This is a genomic window from Citrobacter sp. W9, from assembly GCF_026719375.1.
Lineage (GTDB): Bacteria > Pseudomonadota > Gammaproteobacteria > Enterobacterales > Enterobacteriaceae > Citrobacter > Citrobacter werkmanii.
This window is the reverse complement of the sequence record NZ_JAPPTE010000019.1, coordinates 47,435-71,379: the sequence shown is the minus strand read 5'-3', so window position 1 is coordinate 71,379 and position 23,945 is coordinate 47,435. Positions and strand designations below refer to the sequence as shown.

Below are 23,945 nucleotides of genomic sequence, written 5' to 3'. Positions count from 1 at the left end.
TGTCAGAACTTGTAACCACGATGCAGCGCAACGACACCAGCCGTCAGGTTGTAGTAATCAACGCTTTCGAACCCGGCATCTTGCATCATTGCTTTTAGCGTGTCCTGATCGGGATGCATGCGAATAGACTCCGCCAAATAGCGGTAACTGTCCGCATCGCTTGCGACCATGGAACCGATGCGCGGCAGAACATGGAAAGAATAAGCATCGTAGGCCTTGCTCAGCGGTTCGATAATCGGCTTGGAGAACTCCAGCACCAGTAAACGTCCGCCCGGCTTCAACACGCGATACATGGATCGTAAAGCTTTGTCTTTATCCGTTACGTTGCGCAGACCGAAAGAAATGGTAATGCAGTCAAACGTGTTATCAGGGAAAGGCAGTGCTTCCGCGTTCGCCTGAACGTACTCAACGTTACCCACTACGCCGATATTACGCAGCTTTTCGCGACCCATTTTGAGCATTGAGTCATTGATATCCGCCAGTACGACTTTACCGGTTTCACCCACCATGCGAGAGAATTTCGCCGTCAGGTCGCCCGTACCGCCCGCCAAATCCAGAACGGTTTGACCGCGACGCACGCCACTGCAATCAATGGTGAAGCGCTTCCACAAACGATGAATGCCAAATGACATTAAGTCATTCATAACGTCATATTTCGAGGCCACAGAATGAAAAACGTGGGCCACCATGTCAGCTTTCTGCTCTTTAGCGACGGTCTGAAAGCCAAAGTGCGTCGTTTCTTGTGAATTATCCACCATCTCAGTGCCTGCTCATTCAAAAAATGTTCAAGAAGTGTAACAGATTGGGCCAATTTGCCCTACCCTTCTACCCCGTTCAACTACCCCAAACGGACTAGTTTGATTGCTGATTTACCGCTTCGTCATCAGGGTAAGGCGCATCCTGTTGCGTCTCAGGGACCGAGCGCAAGCGGTACTCTTCATCCTGCGTAGTGGCTTGTTCAGCCAGCTCAGGATTTATCTCGCGCTTAATTTCCACACCTAAACTGCGAAACGCCTCTGCCTGTGACAGGACGTTTCCACGGCCTGAAGAGAGTTTTTTCATCGCTTGTCGGTAGTTGTCCTGGGCTTTATCCAGACTTTGGCCAATCGCCGACATATCATCCACAAACAAGCGCATCTTGTCATAAAGTTTACTGGCCCGATCGGCAATTTGTTGCGCATTACGGCTCTGATGCTCGTAGCGCCACAGGTTGGCGATCGTGCGCAATGCCACTAACAACGTGGTGGGGCTGACCAGCATAATGTTATTTTTAAGCGCCTCGGTTATCAGTTCAGGTTGCCTGTCCAGCGCCAGCAAAAAAGCAGGTTCGACGGGAATAAACATCAGCACGTAGTCAAGCGAACGCAGCCCGGGAAGCTGTTGATAATCTTTTCGGCCCAGCAGACGAATATGGTTTCGCACTGAGGCGATGTGCTCCTGCAACGCGCTCTCGCGGGTATATTCATCTTCCGCGTTAAAATAGCGCTCATAGGCAACCAACGTCATTTTTGCGTCGATCACCACATCTTTCCCCTGGGGTAGCCGGACAATGACATCGGGCTGCATACGCGAACGGGCATCATTTTCAATGCTAACCTGAGTTTCGTATTCATAACCTTCACGCAGACCAGAGGCTTCAAGCACCCGCGTGAGTACCACCTCCCCCCAGTTGCCCTGCGTTTTGTTATCGCCTTTTAAGGCCCGCGTCAGGTTTACCGCTTCCTGCGCCATCTGCGCGTTCAGTTGCTGAAGATTACGAATTTCATGCGCCAGAGTATGACGTTCCTGCGCTTCTTTGCCGAAGCTATCCTGAACCTGACGACGAAAACCGTCCAGCTGTTCACGAAGCGGCGCCAGCAGGCTGTTCAGGCTTTGGCGGTTTTGCTCATCGACGCGGCGGTTGCTGTGCTCAAAAATGCGGTTCGCCAGGTTTTCAAACTGTTCACTCAGGCGCTGTTCGCTGTTGATCATCTGGCGGATTTTATCTTCCGCATGCTGCTGCGTCGCTTCCAGCCGGGTAGTGACTTCACGGAGATCGGCTTCCAGAGAGGTGTTGATGCTGTGCAGGCTGCGTAATTCGTTATTGAGTAGCTCGCACTCGTCGCGCCAGTGGGCTTCCTGTGCGAGTTGTTGCCGGGCAGCGCTTAACGCAATATCCAGTTCACGTCGCTCTTCGATGAGGTCGGCACGGATCTGATCGGCCCGCGCTTTTGTCGCCAGCCACCCCACCAGCAGCCCTGCGGCTAACGCCAACACAGCACTCATCATAATTGAAATATCCACAACGCCCCCTTACAGCAACGGCTTACCCGCACAAAATAGAATTGTGCTGTATAAACGTCCAGTTTAAAAGGAATTTCCTGCGAGGCACTACGCAAAATAAAAAGGCCGAACACGTCGGCCTTTTTGAACAGAAGTGAGAATTACAGTAAACGGCGGGCAGCTTCCACCACGATTTTCACCGCGTGGCTTTCCGTTTGTTTCATCGTTTCCGCATTGGGGATCTCTTGCTGAGTACGGTTCACGATAACACCAGCAACCATACCGGCACGCAGGCCCTGGCTGGCACACATGGTCAGCAACGTTGCGGATTCCATTTCGTAGTTCATGACCCCCATGGACTGCCACTCTTCCATCGAGCCTTTGAAACGGCTCACTACGCGACCAGAGAAGGTGTCATAACGCTCCTGGCCCGGATAGAAGGTGTCAGATGACGCGGTGACGCCCACGTGGGTAGTCGCACCGATAGATTTCGCCGCTTCCACCAGCGCAGTGGTGCACTCGAAGTCAGCAACGGCCGGGAATTCCATTGGCGCGAAGTGCAGGCTTGCACCATCCAGACGGACAGACGCAGTGGTGACCAGCACGTCGCCAACATTGATGTGCGGCTGAATTGCGCCAGTCGTACCGATACGCAGGAAGGTACGAATGCCCAGTTGCGCCAGTTCTTCTACGGCAATAGAGGTGGACGGGCCGCCGATACCGGTAGAGCAAACGATCACGGCTTTACCATCCAGCTCAGCACGCCAGGTCGTGAACTCGCGATGGGATGCCAGCTTAACCGGCTTATCCATCAGCGCGGCGATCTTTTCCACACGCTCCGGGTCGCCAGGGACGATAGCGAGCTGGGCCCCTTGTAAATCGTTCTTAGTGAGGCCGAGATGAAAAACATCAGACTTAGACATAAAAACTCCTCTGTGAATCGGTTTTGTCAGAAGAAGCAAAAACACACTTTACCGAAGGCATAAACAAATTTTCGTGACAGACATCACCATGATGTAAATCAATTGCATTCGATTACCATGAAATAGTGATACGCATCACATAAATGACGTGATGTAAGGACGCCTTGCACAAAAGATAGACCGTTTAAGGCAATGTGGTTCGTTGCATATGTCTATAGTTAATAATGCGCTTTTTGGCTGAATATTTAAGGGTACGGAGAATACCATGACCACACGACAATCTGGCTTTGCACCTGCTGTATCTCCACCGACGTCTACTACGGTTCACACACCGGATAACGCAATTATCGCCGGTGTAACGTCCATACCTTCACAAGGCGATGATATGCCAGCGTATCACGCACGACCAAAACAGACCGATGGCCCCCTGCCCGTGGTCATTGTCGTGCAGGAGATTTTTGGCATTCATGAACACATTCGTGACGTTTGCCGCCGTCTGGCCCTGGAAGGGTATCTGGCTATCGCGCCAGAGCTCTATTTCCGCGAAGGCGATCCCAATGACTTTGCCGATATCCCCACGCTGCTCAGCGGCCTTGTCGCCAAAGTGCCTGACGCTCAGGTACTAGCCGATCTGGACCACGTCGCCAGTTGGGCCTCCCGCAACGGCGGTGACGCGCATCGATTAATGATCACAGGTTTTTGCTGGGGTGGACGCATCACCTGGCTGTATGCAGCGCACAATCCGCAGTTAAAAGCAGCGGTAGCGTGGTATGGCAAACTGGTAGGCGATAAGACCCTCAACTCGCCGAAACATCCCGTTGATATCGCCACCGATCTTAACGCTCCTGTTCTGGGGCTTTATGGTGGTCAGGACACCAGTATTCCTCAGGTTACCGTCGAAACTATGCGTCAGGCGCTACGCGCCGCTAATGCAAAAGCGGAAATTGTGGTTTATCCCGATGCCGGGCATGCATTTAATGCCGATTACCGCCCGAGCTACCACGAAGAGTCCGCCAAAGATGGCTGGCAGAGAATGCTGGAGTGGTTCGCGCAATACGGCGAGAAGAAATAAGTATCGCCAGGCAAACCGATCATCAAAACGGAGGCGTTAGCCTCCGTTTTGTTTTTAAGCCTGACGCAAGTTCTGCGCGGCCTTCACCATATTCGCCAGTGCGGCACGGGTTTCCGGCCAGCCTCGGGTTTTCAGGCCGCAGTCCGGGTTCACCCACAGCCGCTCCGCCGGAATACGCTGCTCCGCCTTCTTCAGCAGGGCCTCAATCCACTCCACGCTCGGGACGTTCGGCGAGTGAATATCGTAGACACCCGGCCCAATTTCGTTGGGGTAGTCGAACTCTTCAAACGATTCCAGCAACTCCATGTCGGAGCGTGAGGTCTCAATGGTGATCACATCCGCGTCCAGCGCCGCAATGGAATCCATGATGTCGTTGAACTCGCAGTAACACATGTGGGTGTGGATCTGAGTTTCATCCTTCGCCACCGCCGCGTTAATGCGGAAGGCTTCTACCCCCCACGCCAGATACTCGGCCCAGTCGCTGCGACGCAACGGCAGACCTTCGCGCAGCGCCGGTTCATCAATCTGAATAATACCGATACCCGCCGCTTCCAGATCCGCCACTTCATCACGCAGCGCCAGCGCAATCTGCTTGGCGATGGTTTCACGCGTCACGTCTTCACGCGGGAATGACCAGCAAAGAATGGTCACAGGACCGGTCAACATACCTTTTACCGGCTTGTCGGTAAGCGACTGCGCGTACTTCGCCCACTCCACGGTGATCGCTTCCGGGCGGCTGACGTCGCCAATTACCACCGGCGGCTTCACGCAGCGAGAACCATAGCTCTGCACCCAACCGTTCTGGGTAAAGACAAAACCATCCAGATGCTCGCCAAAGTATTCCACCATGTCATTACGCTCGGCTTCACCGTGCACCAGCACATCGAGGCCCAGACGTTCCTGTTCAACGATCGCCTGTTTTATATGTTCGGCGATACCGGTACGGTAGTGACCAGCATCCAGGTTGCCCTTTTTGAAATCCAGCCGCAGACCGCGAATTTCGGTGGTTTGCGGGAATGAACCGATCGTAGTGGTCGGCCATGCCGGTAGATTAAAGCGGGCACGCTGCGCCTCGGCGCGAACCGGGTAAGCGTTGGCGCGCTGGCTGTCTTGCGCGGTGATCGCCGCCAGACGTTTTTCCACTGCGGCGTTGTGTACGCGGGTAGAGTGACGACGCGCCTGGATCGGTGCGCTCCATTCCACAATTGCCGCCGTATCGCCGCTGTTCAGAGCATCGCGCAGCAGCGCCAGCTCGCCGCACTTTTGCAGCGCGAAGGCAAACCAGCTCTTCACTTCGGCATCAAGGCGGGTTTCCACACTGAGATCGATTGGGCTGTGCAGCAGAGAGCAGGAAGAAGCCACCCACAGAGCACGTTTCCCGACGATGTCTTTAATTTGTGCATATTTTTCGCTGAGATCGGCGCGCCAGACGTTACGACCGTTTACCAAACCGGCTGACAGCAGCCAGTCGGCAGGCAGGCGTTGGTGCAGCCCGGCAACGTCATCTTTGCCATGAACGAAATCAACGTGCAGACCCTGCACCGGCAGCGCGATAATGGTATCCAGGTTCGGCGTTACGCCTTCAAAATAAGTGGTTAGCAGTAATTTTACCTGCCCTGCCAGCGCGTCATACGCGGGTTTGAAGGCGTTCAGCCAAACCTGCGGCAGCTCCAGTACCAGCGCGGGTTCATCAATCTGTACCCACTCAATACCGCGTTTCGCCAGCTCGGCCAGCACCTGCTGATAAACCGGCAGAATGTCGTTGAGCAGGGTCAGGCGGTCAAACTGTTCGCCCTTCACTTTCCCCAGCCACAGGTAAGTTACCGGCCCAAGCAGTACAGGCTTCACCTTGTGGCCGAGCGCCAGCGCTTCGTCCACTTCATCCAGCAGTTGGGTCCAGGTCAGTTTGAACTGCTGACCTTTGGTGAACTCCGGCACCATGTAGTGATAGTTGGTATTAAACCATTTGGTCATTTCTGCCGCCGCCGCTGGCTCACCCGTCGGGGCGCGACCACGACCAATGCGGAATAAGGTATCGATATCAACCGAGCCGTCTTTATTTTGATGACGCGCCGGAACGTTACCGAGCAACAGGCTGGTGGTTAGCACGTGATCGTACCAGGCAAAATCGCCCACCGGCAGCAGGTCAATGCCCGCCTGCTTCTGCTGATCCCAGTGGCGGGCGCGCAGCTCGCGGCCAACGGCCAGCAATTCCTCACGGGAAGAATTTCCCGCCCAGTAGCTTTCTTGCGCTTTTTTCAGCTCGCGACGCAGGCCAACGCGAGGGAAACCGAGGGTGTGATTCAATATTGTCATTTTTCTTCCTCTAATTATATGTAAATCCTATGGATTTTGAATTTAGGGAAGGCGGCAAGTTTGCTCATCCCCAGGAGCTTACTGAAGTAAGTGACTGGGGTGAGGAAACGAAGCCAACGCACCATAAATTTAAAAGACGAAGGATTTTAGCCGTCCAGATGTTTACACATCCATAATTGGCGGTTACTGTATATTCCTCAAGCGCAATTTGTTCATGCCGAAGTGAAGGACTTTCATGATCGAGATTAAACACCTGAAAACGCTCCAGGCGTTGCGGAATAGTGGTTCGCTGGCAGCCGCAGCGGCGACGTTGCATCAGACCCAATCCGCCCTTTCTCACCAGTTCAGCGATCTGGAGCAACGCCTCGGCTTTCGTCTTTTTATCCGTAAAAGTCAGCCTCTGCGCTTTACGCCGCAGGGCGAAATTTTGCTCCAGTTGGCAAACCAGGTGTTGCCGCAAATCGGTCGCGCGCTGCAGGCCTGCAACGAACCGCAGCAAACCCGGCTACGCATCGCGATTGAATGCCACAGCTGTATCCAATGGCTGACGCCCGCGCTGGAGAATTTTCGTGCCAACTGGCCGCAGGTGGAAATGGACTTTAAATCCGGCGTGACGTTCGATCCGCAACCTGCGCTACAGCAGGATGAATTGGATCTGGTGTTGACCTCCGACATTCTGCCGCGCAGCGGATTGCACTACTCGCCGATGTTTGATTTTGAAGTACGCCTGGTCCTGGCGCCGGACCATCCGCTGGCCAGCAAAACGCAAATCACCCCGGAGGATTTAGCCAGCGAGACGCTGCTTATTTATCCGGTACAACGGAGTCGGCTGGATGTCTGGCGGCATTTCCTGCAGCCTGCGGGCGTTAGCCCGTCGCTGAAGAGCGTGGATAACACCCTACTGCTGATTCAGATGGTTGCAGCCAAAATGGGTATCGCGGCTTTACCGCACTGGGTGGTGGAGAGTTTTGAGCGCCAGGGTCTGGTGGTAACCAAAACCCTGGGTGATGGATTGTGGAGCCGACTGTACGCCGCCGTGCGCGATGGCGAACAGCGACAGCCGGTCACGGAAGCGTTTATTCGCTCAGCGCGGAATCACGCCTGCGATCACCTGCCGTTTGTGCGGAGTGCGGAACGACCCACTTTCGATGTACCCACAGTGAGGCCACTATCACAGCCGCACCAATGATGAAGCTCGGCCAGTGAGGCTGTTGATGCCAGATAGCCAGGTTAACCAGCAGCCCGGCCGGCACATGCATATTGTTCATGATGCCCAGCGTACCCGCATCCACCTGCGTCGCGCCATAGTTCCACATAAAGTAACCGATGCCGGACGCCGCCACGCCAAGAAACACCAGGATGCCCCACTGTAGCGTAGTTGCAGGCATTTTCTGCGCGTTACCCAGCATGGACCAGGCCACTATCGCCACCATAAATGCCCCCATGTAAAACCAGGCGAAGGCGTTGTGCTGCGGCATTGGCCGTGTTTCCATCAGACGCTTGTAGCCCACCATGCCAATGGCAAAGCTGATATTGGACAACTGTACCAGCAGCAGGCCGGTCCAGAAGTGGCTGGTCACCTGGTCGTAACGAATGATCCCCGCACCGATCACCGCCAGCAACGCACTGAAGGCGTAGCTCCAGCGCAGACGACGTCCGCTCATGAGATCATAAATCAGCGTAATGTAGAGCGGCGTCAGTACGGTAAAGAGCAGCAGTTCTGAAACTGTCAGGTACAGATAGGCGTGAAAACTCAGCATATACATAATGCCAAGCTGCATGGCCCCTACCAGCATATACAGCGCGATCGTTTTTACACTGTGCCCACGGGTGCGTAAAAATGGCAGGAACACCAGCGCCGCCAGCCCAACACGCACCAGCACCGCAAAATAGCTATCGACATGACCGGCAAGGTACTCGCCAAACAGGCTAAAGGAAAAGGCCCACAGAATTGTGGTAATGATGAGTAACGCCACAATGGATGTCTCTTAACAAAAGGTACACCCATTGTAGCGAAGTTTTTAGTTGACAACTGGTCAACTAACGAACGATGACGTTACTGTAAAAAGAGCTTACGCAGATAGTGCGGCACGGCATCATCGGCGTTGAGTCCAATCACGTCCAGTTCCGGATGAAGATCTTTCAGGCGTTGGTGCGCGTTGCCCATGATGCAGCCTTTACCAGCCATGGAGAGCATTTCCGCATCGTTCATGCCATCGCCGAAAGCGATGCAGTCCTGCAGGCTGTAGCCCATCGCTTTCGCCACTGCTTCCAGCGCATGACCTTTCGACACGCCGCCAGCCATAACTTCCAGACAGGTAAGCGTAGAGAAGCTGACGTTGACGCGATCGCCCCAGCGGGCGTTAATCGCCTGCTCCAGCGGCAGCAGCCTTTCATGAGAATCGGTGGTAAAAAACACTTTGCTGACGCCTTCAGGCTCCAGTAGCGCAGGTTCAAACAGAGAATAGTTAAATACCGCTTCTTTAAAGAAGCGCATTTCGTCCGGGCGATGGCGATTCATAAACCATTCATCATCACGATAAACGTTGGTTACGATGTCCGGATTTGCATTTACCACGCCGAACAGGTCGCTGGCAATGTCGCGATCCAGGTTATGGGTAAACACCAGATTCCCGGCAGAATCGTGCACGCGCGCGCCGTTGGATGTGATCATGTAGGTTTTAATGCCAAGGTTATCGCGAATTTGCCCCACATCAACATGATGACGGCCAGTCGCAAACACGAAGTTAACGCCACGTGCGGTCAATAATTTCAGTGTCTCTTTAGCATAAGGGGACAACGTATGGTCGGGGGAAAGCAGCGTACCGTCTAAATCAGACGCAACAACCTGATACATAAGAAAATTAAACCTCTAGGCAAAGCGGTTTCCGCTGGATGAGTTATGCTTGTCGAAAAATTCGACAATAGCGTTAAGCGCGACTGAGCGCATTGCGTCCTTTTCAAAAAGGATCTCATGGTACGCGCCTTTGATGACAAGCGGCTGGCCTCCCTCTACTGGATGGCCCGCTGCAGCGCGGAGTTCACAAAAGCGATCGTGCATACGGTTATCAACCAAACGCTCTTCTTCGGCCTGGATAAGCAATGTTGGCGTCGCGTCATCTCCCGCCCCGGCCAGGACCTGTTCACCCGCCAGAATGCCTTCACGTACCCAGTGGTAAGTGGGACCGCCCACGCGCAGCCGAGGTTCATCGGCATAGAAACGCAGATTGCGCCGATAGCGCTGTCGACTGTGGGTTACCGCATTCATCCCGAATGGCAGCGCCCGCCAGCGCCCGGTCCCCATGGCATAACCCTCGCGGATCCGTGGATGCCCTTCAGCCCAGTCCAGAATTTGACGCACCATCCAGTCGGGAAAGCGCATCACAATACCAAACATCGGCGCGCAAAGCGCAATGGCATCACACTGATTCGGGTGACGCTGCAGGAACAACGTGGCAATCGCCCCGCCCATAGAATGCGCCAGTATATAGCGTTTTCTCCACGGACCGGGTGACACTTCCTGCTGCCAGAAAGCGGTTAAATCGTCGACATAGTCATTAAAGTTATCCACATGACCGCGATGCGGATCCGAAAGCATACGGCCGGAACGCCCCTGGCCACGGTGATCGATAATGAGAACGTCAAAACCAGAATGAAACAGGTCGTACGCCAGTTCAGCGTATTTTACATAGCTTTCAATGCGTCCAGGACAGACGACGATGACGCGATCGTTTTTCTCTGCGTGAAAGCGCACAAAATGTACGGGGACATTATCTACGCCCATAAACTCCGCTTCTTCCCGCTGACGCCAGAAATCTGTCAGTGGTCCCATGGAAAAAGCAGCAAACGCGTTTTCTCTTGTTTCCCAGTCTTTTTGCTGCTGAAACATCGGGTATCCAGCCTCGTTGACCAAGTAAAATCGTTTTTTTTGCCATGTCTGATACAACGTACCGACAGTAGCGTATTGTGGCATAAAAATAGACAATCCGGGAGTTTCTCATGACCTTTGAATGGTGGTTCGCCTACCTGCTGACCTCTATTATTTTGAGCTTGTCTCCAGGCTCTGGCGCAATCAACACCATGACCACCGCCATCAGCCACGGTTATCGCGGTGCCAGCGCATCGATTGCGGGTCTACAGACCGGACTGGGCATTCATATCGTTTTGGTTGGCGTAGGGCTGGGAACGCTATTTTCACGTTCAGCGATCGCGTTTGAAGTGCTGAAGTGGGCGGGCGCGGCTTACCTGATTTGGCTAGGAATTCAGCAATGGCGGGCGGCGGGCGCTATCGATCTGAACACCATGGCGAATACGCAATCGCGCAGCCGCCTGTTCAAACGCGCAGTCTTTGTTAATCTGACCAACCCCAAAAGCATTGTTTTTCTTGCCGCCCTGTTCCCCCAGTTTATCCTGCCGCAGGAACCGCAGTTGATGCAGTATGTGGTGCTTGGTATCACGACCATTGTGGTCGATATTATTGTGATGATCGGTTACGCGACGCTGGCAACGCGCATTGCTGGCTGGATTAAGGGGCCAAAGCAAATGAAAGCGCTGAACAAAGTGTTTGGTTCACTGTTTATGCTGATAGGCGCCCTGCTGGCATCGGCAAGGCATGCCTGATAACGGTGCCGGATGGCGTTAGCGCTTATCCGGCATGAAGGAAGCTTAGCGCGAAATGATCAGATGGATACCGAAACCCGCGAACAGCGCGCCGGCAAAGCCATCGATCCACTTCGCCAGACGCTGATAGCCACGACGCATTTTCGGTAATGCAAACAGGCTGGCAACCACGGTAAACCACGCCAGCGTTTCCACGATGATCAGCGCGAAAATGCCCCAACGCGCGCCCGTTCCTACACTATCGCCAACAAACAATGAGAACACGGAGCCAAAATAGATAATCGCTTTCGGGTTGGCGAGGTTGGTCAACAGACCTTTTAAAAAGCTGCGTCCGCTCTGCGCCAGTTCAACCTGTGGGGCAGGGGCCGCTACGTCCTGTTTTTTAAACGCGCCGCGCAGCATCTGGTAACCCATCCAGCACAGATAAAGGCCGCCGCCCACCATGATAATGGTGTGCAGCCAGGCCATTTTTTCGATAATCAGATGCAGGCCAAGCAGCGCCACGCCAGCCCAGACCATGACGCCACAGGTAATACCCAGCACGCCCATCATGGCTTCTTTGCGCGAACGGCTAACGGCCGTTTGAGAAACAAAGAAGAAATCGGGACCGGGACTCATCAGCGCAACGATATGCACCAACGCAACGGTAAAAAATAGCGTTAACATAAAAATGACTCGCGGGGAAATAGTTCAGTGAGTCACCATCCTGGCACTTTTTTGCCTGGCTGACTACTCTTCGTCGTCACCATCGACGTGGGCGCGAATAAGTGCCATAAACTCTTTGCCAAAACGTTCAAGTTTACGCATTCCCACGCCGTTGACGCTCAGCATTTCGCTCGGCGAAACCGGCATCTGCTCGGCCATTTCAATCAACGTGGCGTCGTTGAACACCACATACGGCGGGATATTCTCTTCATCGGCAATGGCTTTACGCAGCTTACGCAATTTGGCAAACAGTTTGCGATCGTAATTGCCGCCGAAGGATTTCTGCATCGCGCGCGGTTTCAGCGCCACGATTCGCGGTACCGCAAGCTGCAACGGGACTTCGCCACGCAGAACCGGACGCGCGGCATCGGTCATCTGCAGTGCGGAATGCTGCGCGATATTTTGCGTCACCAGCCCAAGATGGATAAGCTGGCGAATTACGCTCACCCAGTGTTCATGGCTTTTATCGCGCCCCATGCCATAAACCTTGAGTTTATCGTGTCCCAACTCGCGGATACGCTGATTATTCGCTCCGCGCAGAACCTCCACCACATATCCCATACCAAAGCGCTGATTGACCCGGCCAATCGTGGAAAGCGCAATCTGCGCATCGTTTAAGCCGTCGTACTGTTTTGGCGGATCGAGACAGATATCGCAGTTACCACACGGCTCCTGACGCCCCTCGCCAAAATAATTCAGCAGAACCAGACGACGACAGGTTTGCGCCTCGGCAAACGCCCCCATCGCATTGAGCTTATGGCGTTCGATATCCAGCAGTTGTCCGGCAGGTTTCTCTTCGAGGCAACGGCGAAGCCACGCCATATCAGCCGGATCGTAAAATAGCATCGCTTCCGCCGGCAGGCCATCACGCCCGGCACGACCGGTTTCCTGATAATAGGACTCAATGTTGCGCGGGATATCAAAATGCACCACGAAGCGCACGTTAGGTTTGTTGATCCCCATGCCGAACGCTACGGTCGCCACCACAATTTGCAGGTCATCGCGCTGGAATTTTTCCTGCACCTCGGCGCGCACGCTGTTTTCCAGCCCGGCATGATAAGCCCCGGCGCTGATGCCGCGGCTTTGCAGGCGCGCAGCGGTGTCTTCGACTTTGGCGCGGCTGTTACAGTAAATAATGCCGGATTTACCGCGTTGTTCTTGCACGTAGCGCATCAGTTGATCGAGCGGCTTAAACTTCTCCATCAGCATGTAGCGAATATTCGGTCGATCAAAGCTGCTGATCTGAATTAACGGATCGTTGAGGCCCAGCAGGCGCACGATATCCAGCCGGGTGGTTTCATCCGCGGTCGCGGTTAACGCCACAAACGGCAGCGTTGGGAAACGCTGACGCAGCTGGCCCAGCGCGGCGTATTCAGGGCGGAAGTCATGCCCCCACTGCGAAATACAGTGCGCTTCATCCACCGCCAGCAGCACCGGATTCCAGTGCCCAAGATGCTCAAGGAAGTTATCCAGCATCAGGCGTTCAGGGGCAATATACAGCAAGCGAACCTGCCCGCTGCGGCAGCCGGCCATCACCTCAAGCTGCTGCTCACGACTTTGGGTGGAGTTCAGGCACGCCGCCGCCACGCCGTTGGCCAGCAGTTGATCGACCTGGTCTTTCATCAGGGAAATCAGCGGCGAAACAACAACGGTGAGTCCGTTGAGTAATAATGCGGGAATTTGATAGCACAGGGATTTGCCGCCACCGGTGGGCATAACGACCAGGCAGTCGCGACCAGAGAGCACGGTGTCGATAATTTCTTCCTGGCCTGGGCGAAACTGTTGGTAGCCAAAGGTTTCCTGCAAAACCTGTTTAGCGCCCATTTCCAGATTCAACACTTCCGCCTGCGCCACATTAACCCCATTAACCTGAAATAAAAACAGGCGCTATTTTCAGCGCCTGAGAGAGAAACTGCAATGATTAAAATACTCTCAATATCTGTCAGAAGATATCGTTAAGCATTACACCCACGCCAACACGGGTCTGATTGAAGTTGTAGTCAATCAGCGATTCTCCGTAACCACTGTAGACCTGGGTGTAGAGACGAACATGCTTCGTAATAGGATAGCTTGCCCCTAACTCTGCGCCGCCGTAGCCGGTGTTCCAGTTGTACTGACCTTTCACGCTGATAACGGCGTCGCCCAGGTGATACCCCATTTTCAGCTGATAATAGCCCATGTATTTGGTGATGTCGGGGTTATCATCGGTACTGCCAATGACGTACCACGGCTTTACTTCCACCAGCCAGTTGCCGTTTTCTGCCATCAGGCGGGTATACAGGCGGTTCCAGCTACGTGAAGTGGGGTCGGAGCGCCCGTTGGAATCATGGTTATAACCCATTTCGACATCACGTAGCGTCCACCCGGCAAAGCGATAGTCGGTGGCGAAACCAAGGAACAACTGCGGCTCGTAGTTGGTTTCGCGAAACGGTGAAGATTCTTCACTGTTCGAAAGCTGCCACCAGGATTTCTGCGTATAGGAACCGCCAAGAACCGAGTTCGGACCCAATATTCCTCGCCAAAGGGGAAACGCCAGGCTTAGCTGAAACTTCACCTCATCTTTGCGCGCATTGTCCGACCAGCTATAGCTGCTGATCGCCTCTTTGTTCATGTCGCTGGTATTGGTGTAGATAAGGTAGTTGGTGTCATAAGGGTAAAGCGTGAAAGGGTTGTCATGCTCTTGCAGCATATTAGCGATGATACTGCCCCGAACTGCTGGTGCATCATGAATCTCTTTTACTGTCGCTTCCTGCGCATACGCGGTCAACGGCAGCATGACTGCTGGTAGTAACCATCCCAGAATCGCCCGCATCGGTAATGTTCTCCTGAACCAAAATATTGATGAATTGTATAATTTTCTGACAAGCATTCTACATACTTAGCTCGTTCCTCGTTAGTTATCCCGTCCTAAAGTAGAAAACAACAAATAATAAGCATAATATCAACATTTCATTAACCAATAAGGTATTAAGATCGTATGTCTGCTGTACTGACCGCTGAAGAAGCCCTGAAGTTAGTGGGTGAAATGTTTGTTTATCATATGCCGTTTAACCGTGCGCTGGGGCTGGAACTGGAACGCTATGAAAAAGAATTTGCGCAATTAGCGTTTAATAATCAACCGATGATGGTCGGTAACTGGGCGCAAAGCATTCTGCATGGCGGAGTGATCGCCTCAGCACTCGACGTCGCCGCCGGACTGGTGTGTGTAGGCAGCACGTTGACCCGTCACGAAACGATCAGTGAGGACGAACTGCGTCAGCGCATGTCACGTATGGGCACCATCGATTTACGCGTTGATTACCTGCGCCCGGGGAGAGGGAATCGCTTTACCGCTACCAGCAGCCTGCTGCGGGCGGGTAATAAAGTAGCCGTTGCGCGCGTGGAACTGCATAACGAAGAACAGCTCTATATCGCCAGCGCAACCGCCACTTATATGGTGGGGTAAGCGCTTAAAAAAAGGTAAACTGCTGTTACATTTCTGCAATGAGTTTTCCCGATGGATGCTAAACAAACGCGGCAGGGCGTGTTACTCGCTCTGGCTGCCTATTTTATTTGGGGTATCGCTCCCGCCTACTTCAAACTGATTTACTATGTCCCGGCGGATGAGATCCTGACGCACCGCGTCATCTGGTCATTTTTCTTTATGGTGGTGCTGATGAGCATCAGCCGCCAGTGGTCGGGTGTTAAAACGCTGCTACAAACGCCAAAGAAGATCTTCCTGCTGGCGCTCTCTGCGGTGCTCATCGGCGGAAACTGGCTGCTGTTCATTTGGGCGGTCAATAATCACCATATGCTGGAAGCCAGTCTCGGCTATTTTATTAACCCGCTGGTGAATATCGTGCTGGGGATGCTTTTCCTCGGCGAGCGCTTTCGTCGCATGCAGTGGTTGGCGGTACTGTTAGCCGCCTGCGGCGTACTGGTACAGCTGTGGACCTTCGGCTCATTGCCGATAATCGCGCTGGGACTGGCGTTCAGCTTTGCTTTTTATGGTCTGGTGCGTAAGAAGATTGCCGTTGAAGCGCAAACCGGCATGTTGATTGAAACCCTGTGGCTCTTACCCGTTGCCGCTATCTACCTGTTTGGCATTGCGGATAGCCCAACCAGCCATATGGGGCAAAACCCGATGTCACTCAATCTGCTACTGATTGCCGCCGGTATCGTGACCACCATTCCGTTGCTGTGCTTTACCGGCGCAGCGACACGTCTGCGTCTTTCCACACTGGGTTTCTTCCAGTATATCGGACCCACGTTGATGTTCCTGCTGGCGATCACCTTTTACGGTGAAGTGCCGGGAGCGGATAAAATGGTGACGTTCGCCTTTATCTGGGTGGCGCTGGCGATTTTCGTGATGGATGCGATTTATACGCAACGCAGAACGCGTATGGGGATGTGAAGGCTTTTTGCCTGATGGCGCTACGCTTATCAGGCCTACGGGATCTGTAGGCCTGATAAGACACCGCCATTAAAGCCAGTTCTTACGTTTAAAGTACAGATACGGCGCAAGACCTGCGAGCATCATAAAGACAATCGCGCCAGGATAACCGAAGCTCCAGTGCAGTTCCGGCATGAATTCAAAGTTCATGCCGTAGCTGGAAGCCACCAGCGTCGGCGGCAGAAATACCACCGAGACCACCGAGAAGATCTTGATGATGCGGTTCTGCTCAATATTGATAAAGCCCATCGCCGCCTGCATCAGGAAGTTAACCTTCTGGAACAGCGATTCGTTATGCGGCAGCAGAGACTCGATATCGCGCAGGATCTCACGCGCCTGCTCCAGTTGACCACCCGGCAGACGCGCTTTACGCACCAGAAAGTTCAGTGCGCGCTGGGTATCCATCAGACACAGGCGTACCTTCCAGCCAATATCTTCCTGTTCCGCCAGCGTGGAAAGCGCTTCGTCGTATTCATCGCCCTGACGCCCTTCCATGATCACACGGCTGAGTTTTTCCAGGTCGCTATAGATGTTTTCAATCTCATCCGCCAACTGTTCAATTTTGGTTTCGAACAGATCGAGTAGCAGCTCGTAGGCGTTACCATCCACCATCGCCTGGTTACGCGCACGCATGCGATACAGACGAAACGCCGGCAGTTCGCGTTCGCGCAGGGTAAACAGGCGGCCTTCGCGAATGGTAAATGCGACGGTTGAGTTACCCGCGTGATCGTCGGCGTCTTCATAGAAGAAGAAGGAGTGAATGTGCAGTCCATCCTCGTCTTCAAAAAAACGTGCGGATGCTTCGATGTCTTCCAGTTCAGGGCGCGTGGCCAGATTCTGGCCCAAGTCCTTTTGCACACGGTTTCGTTCTTCGTCATCCGGCTCGACTAAATCGACCCAAACCGAACTGGCCAGGTGCTCGATCTCGTCTGCCTCAAGGCGAGTTAAACGATTGTTTTCCAGTTGAAATGCGCTCAGCATGACCGGGACTCCCAATGCAAAAAATTATCGGACAGTTCGGAGGGCACACAGAAACAAATTGGGTTTCAGACCATTAAACAGCCTGACTCAGCGCGACGGGAAAAAACAGAAGGTCGCTGACAACCGCGAAGGCTATCAGCAAAAAGGGATAGCCTTAGGAGTTGATCCTGGATGACAGGATAATGAGCCAGTATCTACTGGGTGTGTCCAAGGCGAATGTCCTCTTAGCGTAATCGTGCGCGCATGTTACGCCAGCAAAATTTTGACGTCAACACGCAACGGATGGCGAAAAAGTAATAATTTCCCCTTATACAGAAAGGTTAGCAGAGGGGAATTATTTATCTATGATTTCAGAATATTAACCGGCAGATAGCCGAATGGCGGCTTCGCCTTATCCGGCCTACAAATCAAAATGTTACCCGGTCAGTAGATCTGATACGCGCAACGACATCAGGCGATCACACCGTTTCCAGTCTGGCGTAAGCCGCCACCAGCCATTTAATGCCCTGCCCCTGGAACGCGACCTGCAAACGACTGTGCTCACCGCTACCTTCGAGGTTGACGATGGTGCCCTCGCCGAACTTCGCGTGGCGTACCCGCTGGCCAAGTTTGTAGCCGGTATCGTTTTCCGCCATTGGCGTGCCCATCCGCTGATGGCTCACCGGACGGCTAACCGTGGCGCGCAGACGCACCTCTTCAACGCACGCTTCCGGCAGTTCGCCGATAAAGCGCGACGGACGATGGTAAACCTCTTTACCGTACAAACGACGCGTTTCGGCGTAGGTGAGCGTCAGTTTCTGCATCGCGCGGGTGACGCCGACATAGGCCAGGCGACGTTCTTCTTCGAGACGGCCGCCTTCATCCAGCGACATCTGGCTCGGGAACATGCCTTCTTCCATACCCACGATAAATACCTGCGGGAACTCCAGCCCTTTCGCCGAGTGCAGGGTCATCAGCTGTACCGCGTCCTGCCAGGTATCCGCTTGCCCTTCGCCTGCTTCCAGCGCGGCGTGGGAGAGGAACGCCTGCAGCGGCATTAAGTCTTCGTCTTCTTCGTTGTAGCTGAACTGGCGCGTTGCCGTCACCAGTTCGTCTAAGTTTTCGATACGCGTCTGACCCTTCTCGCCTTTTTCCTGCTCGTACATCATGCGCAGGCCGGAATCTTTAATCACCCGGTCAGTCTGCACGTGCAGCGGCATATCAGCGGTCTCTTGCGCCAGCGCGTCAATCAATTCCATAAAGCGCTGTAAGGCGCTGGCGGCGCGACCGGCCAGGGCTTTTTCCTGCAGCAGTTCACGACAGGCCTGCCACAACGTTAGCTGGCGGTCACGGGAAGTCTGGCGCACGACATCTAAAGTACGATCGCCAATCCCGCGCGTTGGCGTATTCACCACACGCTCAAACGCGGCATCGTCATTGCGGTTAGCGATCAGGCGCAGGTAGGAGAGCGCGTCTTTAATTTCCTGACGTTCAAAGAAGCGCATACCGCCATAGATACGATACGGCATGCTGGCCTGTAGTAAGGCTTCTTCCAACACGCGTGACTGGGCGTTGCTACGATACAGAATCGCGCACTGTTCCAGCGCGCCGCCGTTGTCCTGCCAGGTTTTAATGCGATTGACCACGAAGCGCGCTTCATCAAGTTCGTTGAACGCGCAGTACAGCGAGATCGGCTCGCCGTCGACGCCGTCGGTCCACAGTTTTTTACCCAGGCGTCCGTTGTTATTTTCAATCAGGGCGTTAGCTGCGCTAAGAATATTGTTGGTCGAACGGTAGTTCTGCTCCAGACGAATGGTTTCTGCGCCCGGGAAATCGTTGAGGAAGCGCTGAATGTTCTCCACCTGCGCGCCGCGCCAGCCGTAGATCGACTGGTCATCATCGCCCACGATCATCACCTTGCCGGTGTCGCCCGCCAGCAGACGGATCCAGGCGTACTGAATGTTGTTAGTATCCTGGAATTCGTCCACCAGGATATTGGTAAAGCGTTCGCGGTAGTGCTGCAGAATGTGCGGCTTGTTGAGCCACAGTTCATGGGCGCGCAGCAGCAGTTCGGCGAAATCCACCAGCCCCGCGCGATCGCAGGCTTCCTGATAAGCCTGATAGACCTTCTGCCAGGTCTGTTCGACCGGGTTGCCGTAGCTTTGCAGATGGTGCGGGCGCAGCCCTTCATCTTTCTGGCTGTTGATAAACCACATTGCCTGACGCGGCGGCCACTGCTTTTCGTCAAGGTTCATCGCTTTGATCAGGCGCTTGAGCAGACGCAGTTGGTCCTCGCTGTCGAGGATCTGGAAATCCTGCGGCAGGTTGGCATCCATATGGTGCGCGCGCAACAGACGGTGCGCCAGGCCGTGGAAGGTCCCCACCCACATTCCGCCCTGGCTGGTTCCCATGATCTGACCAATACGGTGGCGCATTTCCGCCGCCGCTTTGTTGGTAAAGGTCACCGCCATAATGGAGTACGGCGAGTTGTTCTCTACCGTCAGTAACCAGGCGATACGATGCACCAGTACGCGAGTTTTACCACTCCCCGCGCCTGCCAGAACCAGCATGTTGCTGCGTGGCGCAGCCACCGCTTCACGCTGTTTATCATTAAGGCTGTCGAGCAGGTAAGAAACGTCCATTGGCACCGCCGCGTAAAAGTAGGTAAGGCGGAGAAGCGTAGCGCCATCCGCCAAAAAGCTGGGTATATATACAGAGTTCTGCTGGTGATTATATCAGCGAGGTCAGAGATGCCAACTGTGAAATTTCAATATGCGGCAGCAAACGGCTGTCTGCGGTTTGCATCAGGTCGGCATTTTCCGGTTTGATCCAGCAAGCCTGCATACCACAACGAATAGCGCCTGCAACGTCTGTCGTCAGGTCATCACCCACATGCAGAATTTCACCTACCGGCATTTTCAGTTTTTGCGCCGCCAGCGCGTACATGTCGCTGAACGGTTTTGAGCGCCCGTCGGGACCGGCGCGCAGCACAAACTCAAAATAATCACCCAGACCAAACAGTTCCGGCTGCGCGTTACCATTGGTGATCGCCACCAGCGGCCATTTGCGGGCCAGCGCCTTCAGCGTGTCATGCGTCGCCTGCGGAACATCAATGCGGCTACGCCATTTGGCGAAATTCATCATCGCCGCATTCGCCCCCATCAAGGCTTCTGCCGCTGACAGACCAGCCTCCAGCATAGCGCGTTCTACGGCGCGGTGACGCCATTGGGTAACGTCGTGGTAGATTTCCGGCTCGGCGTCACGAACGGCCTGACGTAAGCGCTGCAGGTCGCTATTTTGCAGCGAATTCAACGCCGGATGATAATTCTGTACAAACGCGAGCGCTTCCTGCTCGGTACGTGTGATAACGGGACGGTTATCGTAAAGGGTGTCATCAAGGTCAAAGGTGAGCGCAGAAATACGCCCCAAAGGCCGGTAAAAACGCATTATTTCCCCCGTTTGGCGCGCGGATGCGCCGCATCGTACACTGAAGCCAGGTGTTGAAAATCAAGATGGGTATAGATTTGAGTAGTGGAGAGATTGGCATGACCCAATAACTCCTGCACTCCGCGTAGATCGCCGCTCGACTCCAGCATATGCGTCGCAAAAGAGTGGCGCAATTTGTGGGGATGGACGTGGCTGTTCAGCCCCTGTTTGATACCCCATTCCGCAAAGCGTTTCTGCACGTTACGCGCAGAGATGCGCTTGCCCAGTTTAGACAGGAACAACGCATCGTCATCCCCGCCAAATAAACCGCGCAGATCCAGCCAGTGCTCAATCCACGCCACCGCATTGCGGCCGATCGGCAGACGACGTTCTTTACTGCCCTTGCCCATCACCCACACTTCGCCGGTGTCGAGATCGAGATGTTTAATATCCAGCCCAACCAGTTCAGATAAACGCAGTCCCGCGCCGTACATCACTTCCAGCATCGCCCGGTCGCGCACGGCAAGGGGATCGTTGAGATCGATATCCAGCAGACGATTAACATCATCGACGTCGATATTTTTAGGTAAGTGGCGTGGCGCTTTCGGCGCGGAAACGCTTTTTGCCGGGTTGGCTTTCAGCTCGCCCTGATTAACCAGCCAGTCGAAGAAACTGCGTAATGCGGAGAGACGCAATGCCAGACTCGCCGCTCCCAGCCCTTTACGACGGCTGCGCACAGCAAAGCTGCGTACCATTACAGCGTCACATTGTTGCCAGCTTTGCAGACCGGTTTCTCCGGCTAACGCGATGATGGCATCAAGCTGACGCTGATAATTGAGTAGCGTGATCGGGCTAAGCTGGCGCTCAACGCCCAGATAGCGCAAAAAGCGCGTCACATCCTGAGAAAGGGGTGAATCGGTCATACGCGTTCAATCCAGCGCTCCAGCAGATCCGGCAACATCAGCGAGATTTCTTGCAGTAATTGTATACCTTGCCCCTGCTGGTAATGGTTAACGTCACGGCTGCTGAATAGCATCACGCCCAGGGAACCATCTTGCCCCAGCATCGACATCGCCACCGAGCCTATCGCTTTCGCCTCCGGCATCATAACCAGCAATTCCGGACCATTGAGTGGCCCAAGATAGTGCTGCGACTGCCCCAGACGCTGAATACGCAACGGTTCAAAGGCCTGACGGCTTAATGCCAGATGCGTAAATTTGGATGGCGCGCCAAGTCGCCACCGGTCCGGAAACAGACGCACCGTCGCGCCGGCCAGCCCCAGCTCACGCGCCCAGCGATGAAATCGCATCAGCATATCGTCAAGACTGCTGGCCGACACCAGGCGACTTTGCAGATTTAGCAGACGATAGAACAGGCTTTCATTGGCGTTGGCTTGTTCCATCAATAACGCCATGTTCTCTTCAAGCACATTAATATGATTACGTGCCCGCGCCATATGCCATTCAACTAAAGAGATCGTGCCCCGCACAGGGTGTGGGACGCGCATCGCTTCAACTGCCCGGGCATTACGGATAAAAAACTCAGGATTACGTTGCAGGTAATCGACGACCGCCCGATCGTCGAGCTCCATGAGCGTTTCCTGTAGTTCTTCCCCTGGTTGCTTCATAAGTGAATAAATCCGTCGTAGACATGTGCCGCCGGGCCAGTCATATACAGCGGATGACCCGGACCTTTCCAGGCGATATCAAGTCGACCGCCAGGTAACTCCACCCTCACCTCTTCTGCCAGCAGGCCCTGCTGAATACCTACCGCAACAGCGGCGCACGCACCGCTGCCGCAGGCCTGCGTTTCGCCCGCCCCGCGCTCGTAGACGCGCAGCCGGATATGCTCGCGCTTTACCACCTGCATAAAGCCGATGTTGGCGCGTTCAGGAAAGCGTTCGTGGCTTTCCAGCACCGGTCCCAGCGTTTCCACTGTGGCCGTATCAACATCATCAACCTGAATCACGCAGTGCGGGTTCCCCATTGAAACCACGCCGCACAATATTGTCTGTTCGGCCGCGCGCATAATATAGGTCTTCTCTGCTTTGTTGGCGCGAAACGGAACCTGCGAAGGTTCAAAGTTGGGTTCCCCCATATTCACCCGCACCAGTTCATCGTCGGTTACGGTTAACACCATACGACCATTCGCGGTACTGACGCGAATATCACGTTTATTGGTCAGCCCTTTCAGGCGAACAAAGCGAGCAAAACAACGAGCGCCATTGCCACACTGTGACACTTCACTGCCGTCGGCATTAAAAATACGGTAGTGGAAATCCAGCTCCGGATCATACGGAGGTTCAACCACCAGCAACTGATCAAACCCAACGCCGAGATGCCTGTCGGACAGGCGGCGGATCAGCTCTGGTGAGAAAAAGACATTCTGCGTTACCGCGTCGACGACCATAAAATCGTTGCCAAGGCCATGCATTTTAGAGAATTGCATCATTCACTCCGTTCACGCGGGTACAGAAATGTAAATCTATTCCTGCCGTCAGTAATTCACCTGAGAAGGGCCGTCGCTGATCCCACGATCGTTTTTCTCGGGCGTGGTGGATTGCGATTGCGGCTGAACGCTCTTGGTCGGAGGCGGCGCGGTTTTATCTGCTGGCGGGAAATAGAGCGGGCCTTTTAGCCCACAGCCCGTCAGGCTGAACAGAGTTAAAATGACAGCGAGTGGCTTTAACACGTTTTTCATTATGGATTGCCTGTAAAGTTCATGCTTTCTGTTTTCTATCATCGCAGGAGAAGGCGTAAAAGCAAGAGTTAGCCTGTAATCTGCAACGCGTTTTGTTTCAGGTTATACTGCCGTCATCACGAAAAACAGGATAAGAAAATGAACGACAGTGAATTTCATCGCCTTGCCGACACCCTGTGGATGACCATTGAGGAGCGTCTGGATGACTGGGACGGCGACAGCGATATCGATTGTGAGATCAACGGCGGCGTGCTGACCATCAGCTTCGAAAACGGCAGCAAAATCATTATTAACCGTCAGGAGCCGCTACACCAGGTGTGGCTGGCAACCAAACAAGGCGGCTACCACTTTGACCTGAAAGGCGACGAGTGGATCTGCGACCGTAGCGGCGAAACGTTCTGGGATTTGCTGGAGCAGGCGGCAACGCAGCAGTCGGGTGAAGAGGTGAGCTTCCGTTGATTTTTTGCCGGATACGCTTTGCTTATCCGGCCTACAGTAGGCCCGGTAAGGCGTAGCCGCCACCGGGCGA

At 54.1% G+C, this 23,945-nt stretch carries 24 protein-coding genes; 6 read left to right on the top strand and 18 right to left on the bottom strand.

Annotated features, from left to right (window positions below; translation table 11 throughout):
• Window positions 1–2: 2 nt before the first annotated feature.
• The 3 genes from ubiE to udp all read right to left on the bottom strand — a co-directional run bounded on the left by ubiE (window position 3) and on the right by udp (window position 3,185).
• A complete protein-coding gene (ubiE, locus tag OOJ59_RS21970) occupies window positions 3–758 on the bottom strand; it encodes a bifunctional demethylmenaquinone methyltransferase/2-methoxy-6-polyprenyl-1,4-benzoquinol methylase UbiE (protein WP_003017897.1) in 756 nt (251 codons plus the stop codon).
• 94 nt (window positions 759–852) lie between these two features.
• Window positions 853–2,283, bottom strand: coding sequence for a DNA recombination protein RmuC (rmuC, locus tag OOJ59_RS21965; protein WP_087856731.1), 1,431 nt, complete (start codon window positions 2,281–2,283; stop codon window positions 853–855).
• A gap of 140 nt (window positions 2,284–2,423) precedes the next feature.
• Window positions 2,424–3,185: a uridine phosphorylase gene (gene udp, locus OOJ59_RS21960; RefSeq protein WP_006686084.1), complete on the bottom strand. Its 762-nt coding sequence runs from the start codon at window positions 3,183–3,185 to the stop codon at window positions 2,424–2,426.
• A gap of 265 nt (window positions 3,186–3,450) precedes the next feature.
• Between udp and OOJ59_RS21955 the strand changes: the two genes are divergently transcribed.
• Window positions 3,451–4,257, top strand: a complete 807-nt coding sequence (locus tag OOJ59_RS21955) for a dienelactone hydrolase family protein (RefSeq protein WP_038634473.1) — start codon at window positions 3,451–3,453, stop codon at window positions 4,255–4,257.
• A 54-nt stretch (window positions 4,258–4,311) separates the two neighbouring features.
• Here OOJ59_RS21955 and metE read toward each other — a convergent pair whose 3' ends face one another.
• The gene (gene metE / locus OOJ59_RS21950; protein WP_193157154.1) at window positions 4,312–6,573 is read right to left on the bottom strand and encodes a 5-methyltetrahydropteroyltriglutamate--homocysteine S-methyltransferase; all 2,262 of its coding nucleotides are present in this window, start codon (window positions 6,571–6,573) and stop codon (window positions 4,312–4,314) included.
• Between the two features lie 235 nt (window positions 6,574–6,808).
• Here metE and metR point away from each other — a divergent pair, with 235 nt between their 5' ends.
• A complete protein-coding gene (gene metR / locus OOJ59_RS21945; protein WP_038634477.1) occupies window positions 6,809–7,762 on the top strand; it encodes an HTH-type transcriptional regulator MetR in 954 nt (317 codons plus the stop codon).
• Here metR and OOJ59_RS21940 read toward each other — a convergent pair.
• The 3 genes from OOJ59_RS21940 to pldB form a co-directional block, all read right to left on the bottom strand.
• Window positions 7,650–8,549 (bottom strand): carboxylate/amino acid/amine transporter, encoded by a 900-nt coding sequence (locus tag OOJ59_RS21940; RefSeq protein WP_071888045.1) that lies wholly within the window; start codon window positions 8,547–8,549, stop codon window positions 7,650–7,652. The genes metR and OOJ59_RS21940 overlap by 113 nt on opposite strands.
• Window positions 8,550–8,629: 80 nt before the next feature.
• Window positions 8,630–9,430 carry a sugar/pyridoxal phosphate phosphatase YigL gene (gene yigL / locus OOJ59_RS21935; protein ID WP_038634479.1) on the bottom strand — a complete coding sequence of 267 codons (801 nt, stop codon included), beginning with the start codon at window positions 9,428–9,430 and terminating at the stop codon, window positions 8,630–8,632.
• 15 nt (window positions 9,431–9,445) lie between these two features.
• A complete protein-coding gene (gene pldB, locus OOJ59_RS21930) occupies window positions 9,446–10,462 on the bottom strand; it encodes a lysophospholipase L2 (protein ID WP_160955705.1) in 1,017 nt (338 codons plus the stop codon).
• A 110-nt stretch (window positions 10,463–10,572) separates the two neighbouring features.
• Between pldB and rhtB the strand changes: the two genes are divergently transcribed.
• Window positions 10,573–11,193, top strand: coding sequence for a homoserine/homoserine lactone efflux protein (gene rhtB, locus OOJ59_RS21925; RefSeq protein ID WP_061381045.1), 621 nt, complete (start codon window positions 10,573–10,575; stop codon window positions 11,191–11,193).
• A gap of 45 nt (window positions 11,194–11,238) precedes the next feature.
• On the opposite strand, the gene rhtC is transcribed toward rhtB, so the two are convergent.
• The 3 genes from rhtC to pldA form a co-directional block, all read right to left on the bottom strand.
• The gene (rhtC, locus tag OOJ59_RS21920; RefSeq protein ID WP_038634488.1) at window positions 11,239–11,859 is read right to left on the bottom strand and encodes a threonine export protein RhtC; all 621 of its coding nucleotides are present in this window, start codon (window positions 11,857–11,859) and stop codon (window positions 11,239–11,241) included.
• A gap of 63 nt (window positions 11,860–11,922) precedes the next feature.
• A complete protein-coding gene (gene recQ, locus OOJ59_RS21915) occupies window positions 11,923–13,752 on the bottom strand; it encodes an ATP-dependent DNA helicase RecQ (protein ID WP_038634489.1) in 1,830 nt (609 codons plus the stop codon).
• Between the two features lie 88 nt (window positions 13,753–13,840).
• Window positions 13,841–14,710: a phospholipase A gene (pldA, locus tag OOJ59_RS21910; protein ID WP_038634493.1), complete on the bottom strand. Its 870-nt coding sequence runs from the start codon at window positions 14,708–14,710 to the stop codon at window positions 13,841–13,843.
• Window positions 14,711–14,875: 165 nt separating this feature from the next.
• Here pldA and yigI point away from each other — a divergent pair, with 165 nt between their 5' ends.
• The gene (yigI, locus tag OOJ59_RS21905) at window positions 14,876–15,343 is read left to right on the top strand and encodes an acyl-CoA thioesterase YigI (protein WP_003017917.1); all 468 of its coding nucleotides are present in this window, start codon (window positions 14,876–14,878) and stop codon (window positions 15,341–15,343) included.
• A gap of 51 nt (window positions 15,344–15,394) precedes the next feature.
• Complete coding sequence (rarD, locus tag OOJ59_RS21900) at window positions 15,395–16,291, top strand: EamA family transporter RarD (RefSeq protein ID WP_038634496.1); 897 nt, start codon at window positions 15,395–15,397, stop codon at window positions 16,289–16,291.
• A 69-nt stretch (window positions 16,292–16,360) separates the two neighbouring features.
• On the opposite strand, the gene corA is transcribed toward rarD, so the two are convergent.
• The 8 genes from corA to lptM form a co-directional block, all read right to left on the bottom strand.
• Window positions 16,361–17,311 (bottom strand): magnesium/cobalt transporter CorA, encoded by a 951-nt coding sequence (gene corA / locus OOJ59_RS21895; protein ID WP_038634499.1) that lies wholly within the window; start codon window positions 17,309–17,311, stop codon window positions 16,361–16,363.
• Between the two features lie 154 nt (window positions 17,312–17,465).
• Window positions 17,466–17,522, bottom strand: a complete 57-nt coding sequence (gene ysgD / locus OOJ59_RS21890) for a YsgD/CorL family protein (RefSeq protein WP_212723238.1) — start codon at window positions 17,520–17,522, stop codon at window positions 17,466–17,468.
• 247 nt (window positions 17,523–17,769) lie between these two features.
• Window positions 17,770–19,932: a DNA helicase II gene (gene uvrD / locus OOJ59_RS21885; protein ID WP_038634502.1), complete on the bottom strand. Its 2,163-nt coding sequence runs from the start codon at window positions 19,930–19,932 to the stop codon at window positions 17,770–17,772.
• Window positions 19,933–20,020: 88 nt separating this feature from the next.
• Window positions 20,021–20,737: a 5-amino-6-(5-phospho-D-ribitylamino)uracil phosphatase YigB gene (yigB, locus tag OOJ59_RS21880; RefSeq protein ID WP_038634504.1), complete on the bottom strand. Its 717-nt coding sequence runs from the start codon at window positions 20,735–20,737 to the stop codon at window positions 20,021–20,023.
• Complete coding sequence (gene xerC, locus OOJ59_RS21875) at window positions 20,737–21,639, bottom strand: tyrosine recombinase XerC (protein WP_160955704.1); 903 nt, start codon at window positions 21,637–21,639, stop codon at window positions 20,737–20,739. Before xerC ends, yigB begins: the two co-directional genes overlap by 1 nt.
• Complete coding sequence (locus OOJ59_RS21870) at window positions 21,636–22,343, bottom strand: DUF484 domain-containing protein (protein WP_159122116.1); 708 nt, start codon at window positions 22,341–22,343, stop codon at window positions 21,636–21,638. The genes xerC and OOJ59_RS21870 overlap by 4 nt, the downstream gene beginning before the upstream one ends.
• Window positions 22,340–23,164: a diaminopimelate epimerase gene (gene dapF / locus OOJ59_RS21865; protein WP_038634512.1), complete on the bottom strand. Its 825-nt coding sequence runs from the start codon at window positions 23,162–23,164 to the stop codon at window positions 22,340–22,342. The genes OOJ59_RS21870 and dapF overlap by 4 nt, the downstream gene beginning before the upstream one ends.
• 48 nt (window positions 23,165–23,212) lie before the next feature.
• Window positions 23,213–23,416 (bottom strand): LPS translocon maturation chaperone LptM, encoded by a 204-nt coding sequence (gene lptM / locus OOJ59_RS21860; RefSeq protein WP_032940199.1) that lies wholly within the window; start codon window positions 23,414–23,416, stop codon window positions 23,213–23,215.
• Window positions 23,417–23,554: 138 nt separating this feature from the next.
• On the opposite strand from lptM, the gene cyaY reads away from it, so the two are divergent.
• Window positions 23,555–23,875 (top strand): iron donor protein CyaY, encoded by a 321-nt coding sequence (cyaY, locus tag OOJ59_RS21855; RefSeq protein WP_038634515.1) that lies wholly within the window; start codon window positions 23,555–23,557, stop codon window positions 23,873–23,875.
• Window positions 23,876–23,945 lie beyond the last annotated feature (70 nt).

Excerpts from the sequence above, each read along its gene's own strand:
- ubiE (WP_003017897.1), bottom strand. The coding sequence starts at position 758 with ATGGTGGATAATTCACAAGAAACGACGCACTTTGGCTTTCAGACCGTC.
- udp (WP_006686084.1), bottom strand. The coding sequence starts at position 3,185 with ATGTCTAAGTCTGATGTTTTTCATCTCGGCCTCACTAAGAACGATTTA.
- OOJ59_RS21955 (WP_038634473.1), top strand. The coding sequence starts at position 3,451 with ATGACCACACGACAATCTGGCTTTGCACCTGCTGTATCTCCACCGACG.
- metE (WP_193157154.1), bottom strand. The coding sequence starts at position 6,573 with ATGACAATATTGAATCACACCCTCGGTTTCCCTCGCGTTGGCCTGCGT.
- metR (WP_038634477.1), top strand. The coding sequence starts at position 6,809 with ATGATCGAGATTAAACACCTGAAAACGCTCCAGGCGTTGCGGAATAGT.
- yigL (WP_038634479.1), bottom strand. The coding sequence starts at position 9,430 with ATGTATCAGGTTGTTGCGTCTGATTTAGACGGTACGCTGCTTTCCCCC.
- pldB (WP_160955705.1), bottom strand. The coding sequence starts at position 10,462 with ATGTTTCAGCAGCAAAAAGACTGGGAAACAAGAGAAAACGCGTTTGCT.
- rhtB (WP_061381045.1), top strand. The coding sequence starts at position 10,573 with ATGACCTTTGAATGGTGGTTCGCCTACCTGCTGACCTCTATTATTTTG.
- rhtC (WP_038634488.1), bottom strand. The coding sequence starts at position 11,859 with ATGTTAACGCTATTTTTTACCGTTGCGTTGGTGCATATCGTTGCGCTG.
- pldA (WP_038634493.1), bottom strand. The coding sequence starts at position 14,710 with ATGCGGGCGATTCTGGGATGGTTACTACCAGCAGTCATGCTGCCGTTG.
- yigI (WP_003017917.1), top strand. The coding sequence starts at position 14,876 with ATGTCTGCTGTACTGACCGCTGAAGAAGCCCTGAAGTTAGTGGGTGAA.
- rarD (WP_038634496.1), top strand. The coding sequence starts at position 15,395 with ATGGATGCTAAACAAACGCGGCAGGGCGTGTTACTCGCTCTGGCTGCC.
- corA (WP_038634499.1), bottom strand. The coding sequence starts at position 17,311 with ATGCTGAGCGCATTTCAACTGGAAAACAATCGTTTAACTCGCCTTGAG.
- uvrD (WP_038634502.1), bottom strand. The coding sequence starts at position 19,932 with ATGGACGTTTCTTACCTGCTCGACAGCCTTAATGATAAACAGCGTGAA.
- yigB (WP_038634504.1), bottom strand. The coding sequence starts at position 20,737 with ATGCGTTTTTACCGGCCTTTGGGGCGTATTTCTGCGCTCACCTTTGAC.
- xerC (WP_160955704.1), bottom strand. The coding sequence starts at position 21,639 with ATGACCGATTCACCCCTTTCTCAGGATGTGACGCGCTTTTTGCGCTAT.
- OOJ59_RS21870 (WP_159122116.1), bottom strand. The coding sequence starts at position 22,343 with ATGAAGCAACCAGGGGAAGAACTACAGGAAACGCTCATGGAGCTCGAC.
- dapF (WP_038634512.1), bottom strand. The coding sequence starts at position 23,164 with ATGCAATTCTCTAAAATGCATGGCCTTGGCAACGATTTTATGGTCGTC.
- lptM (WP_032940199.1), bottom strand. The coding sequence starts at position 23,416 with ATGAAAAACGTGTTAAAGCCACTCGCTGTCATTTTAACTCTGTTCAGC.
- cyaY (WP_038634515.1), top strand. The coding sequence starts at position 23,555 with ATGAACGACAGTGAATTTCATCGCCTTGCCGACACCCTGTGGATGACC.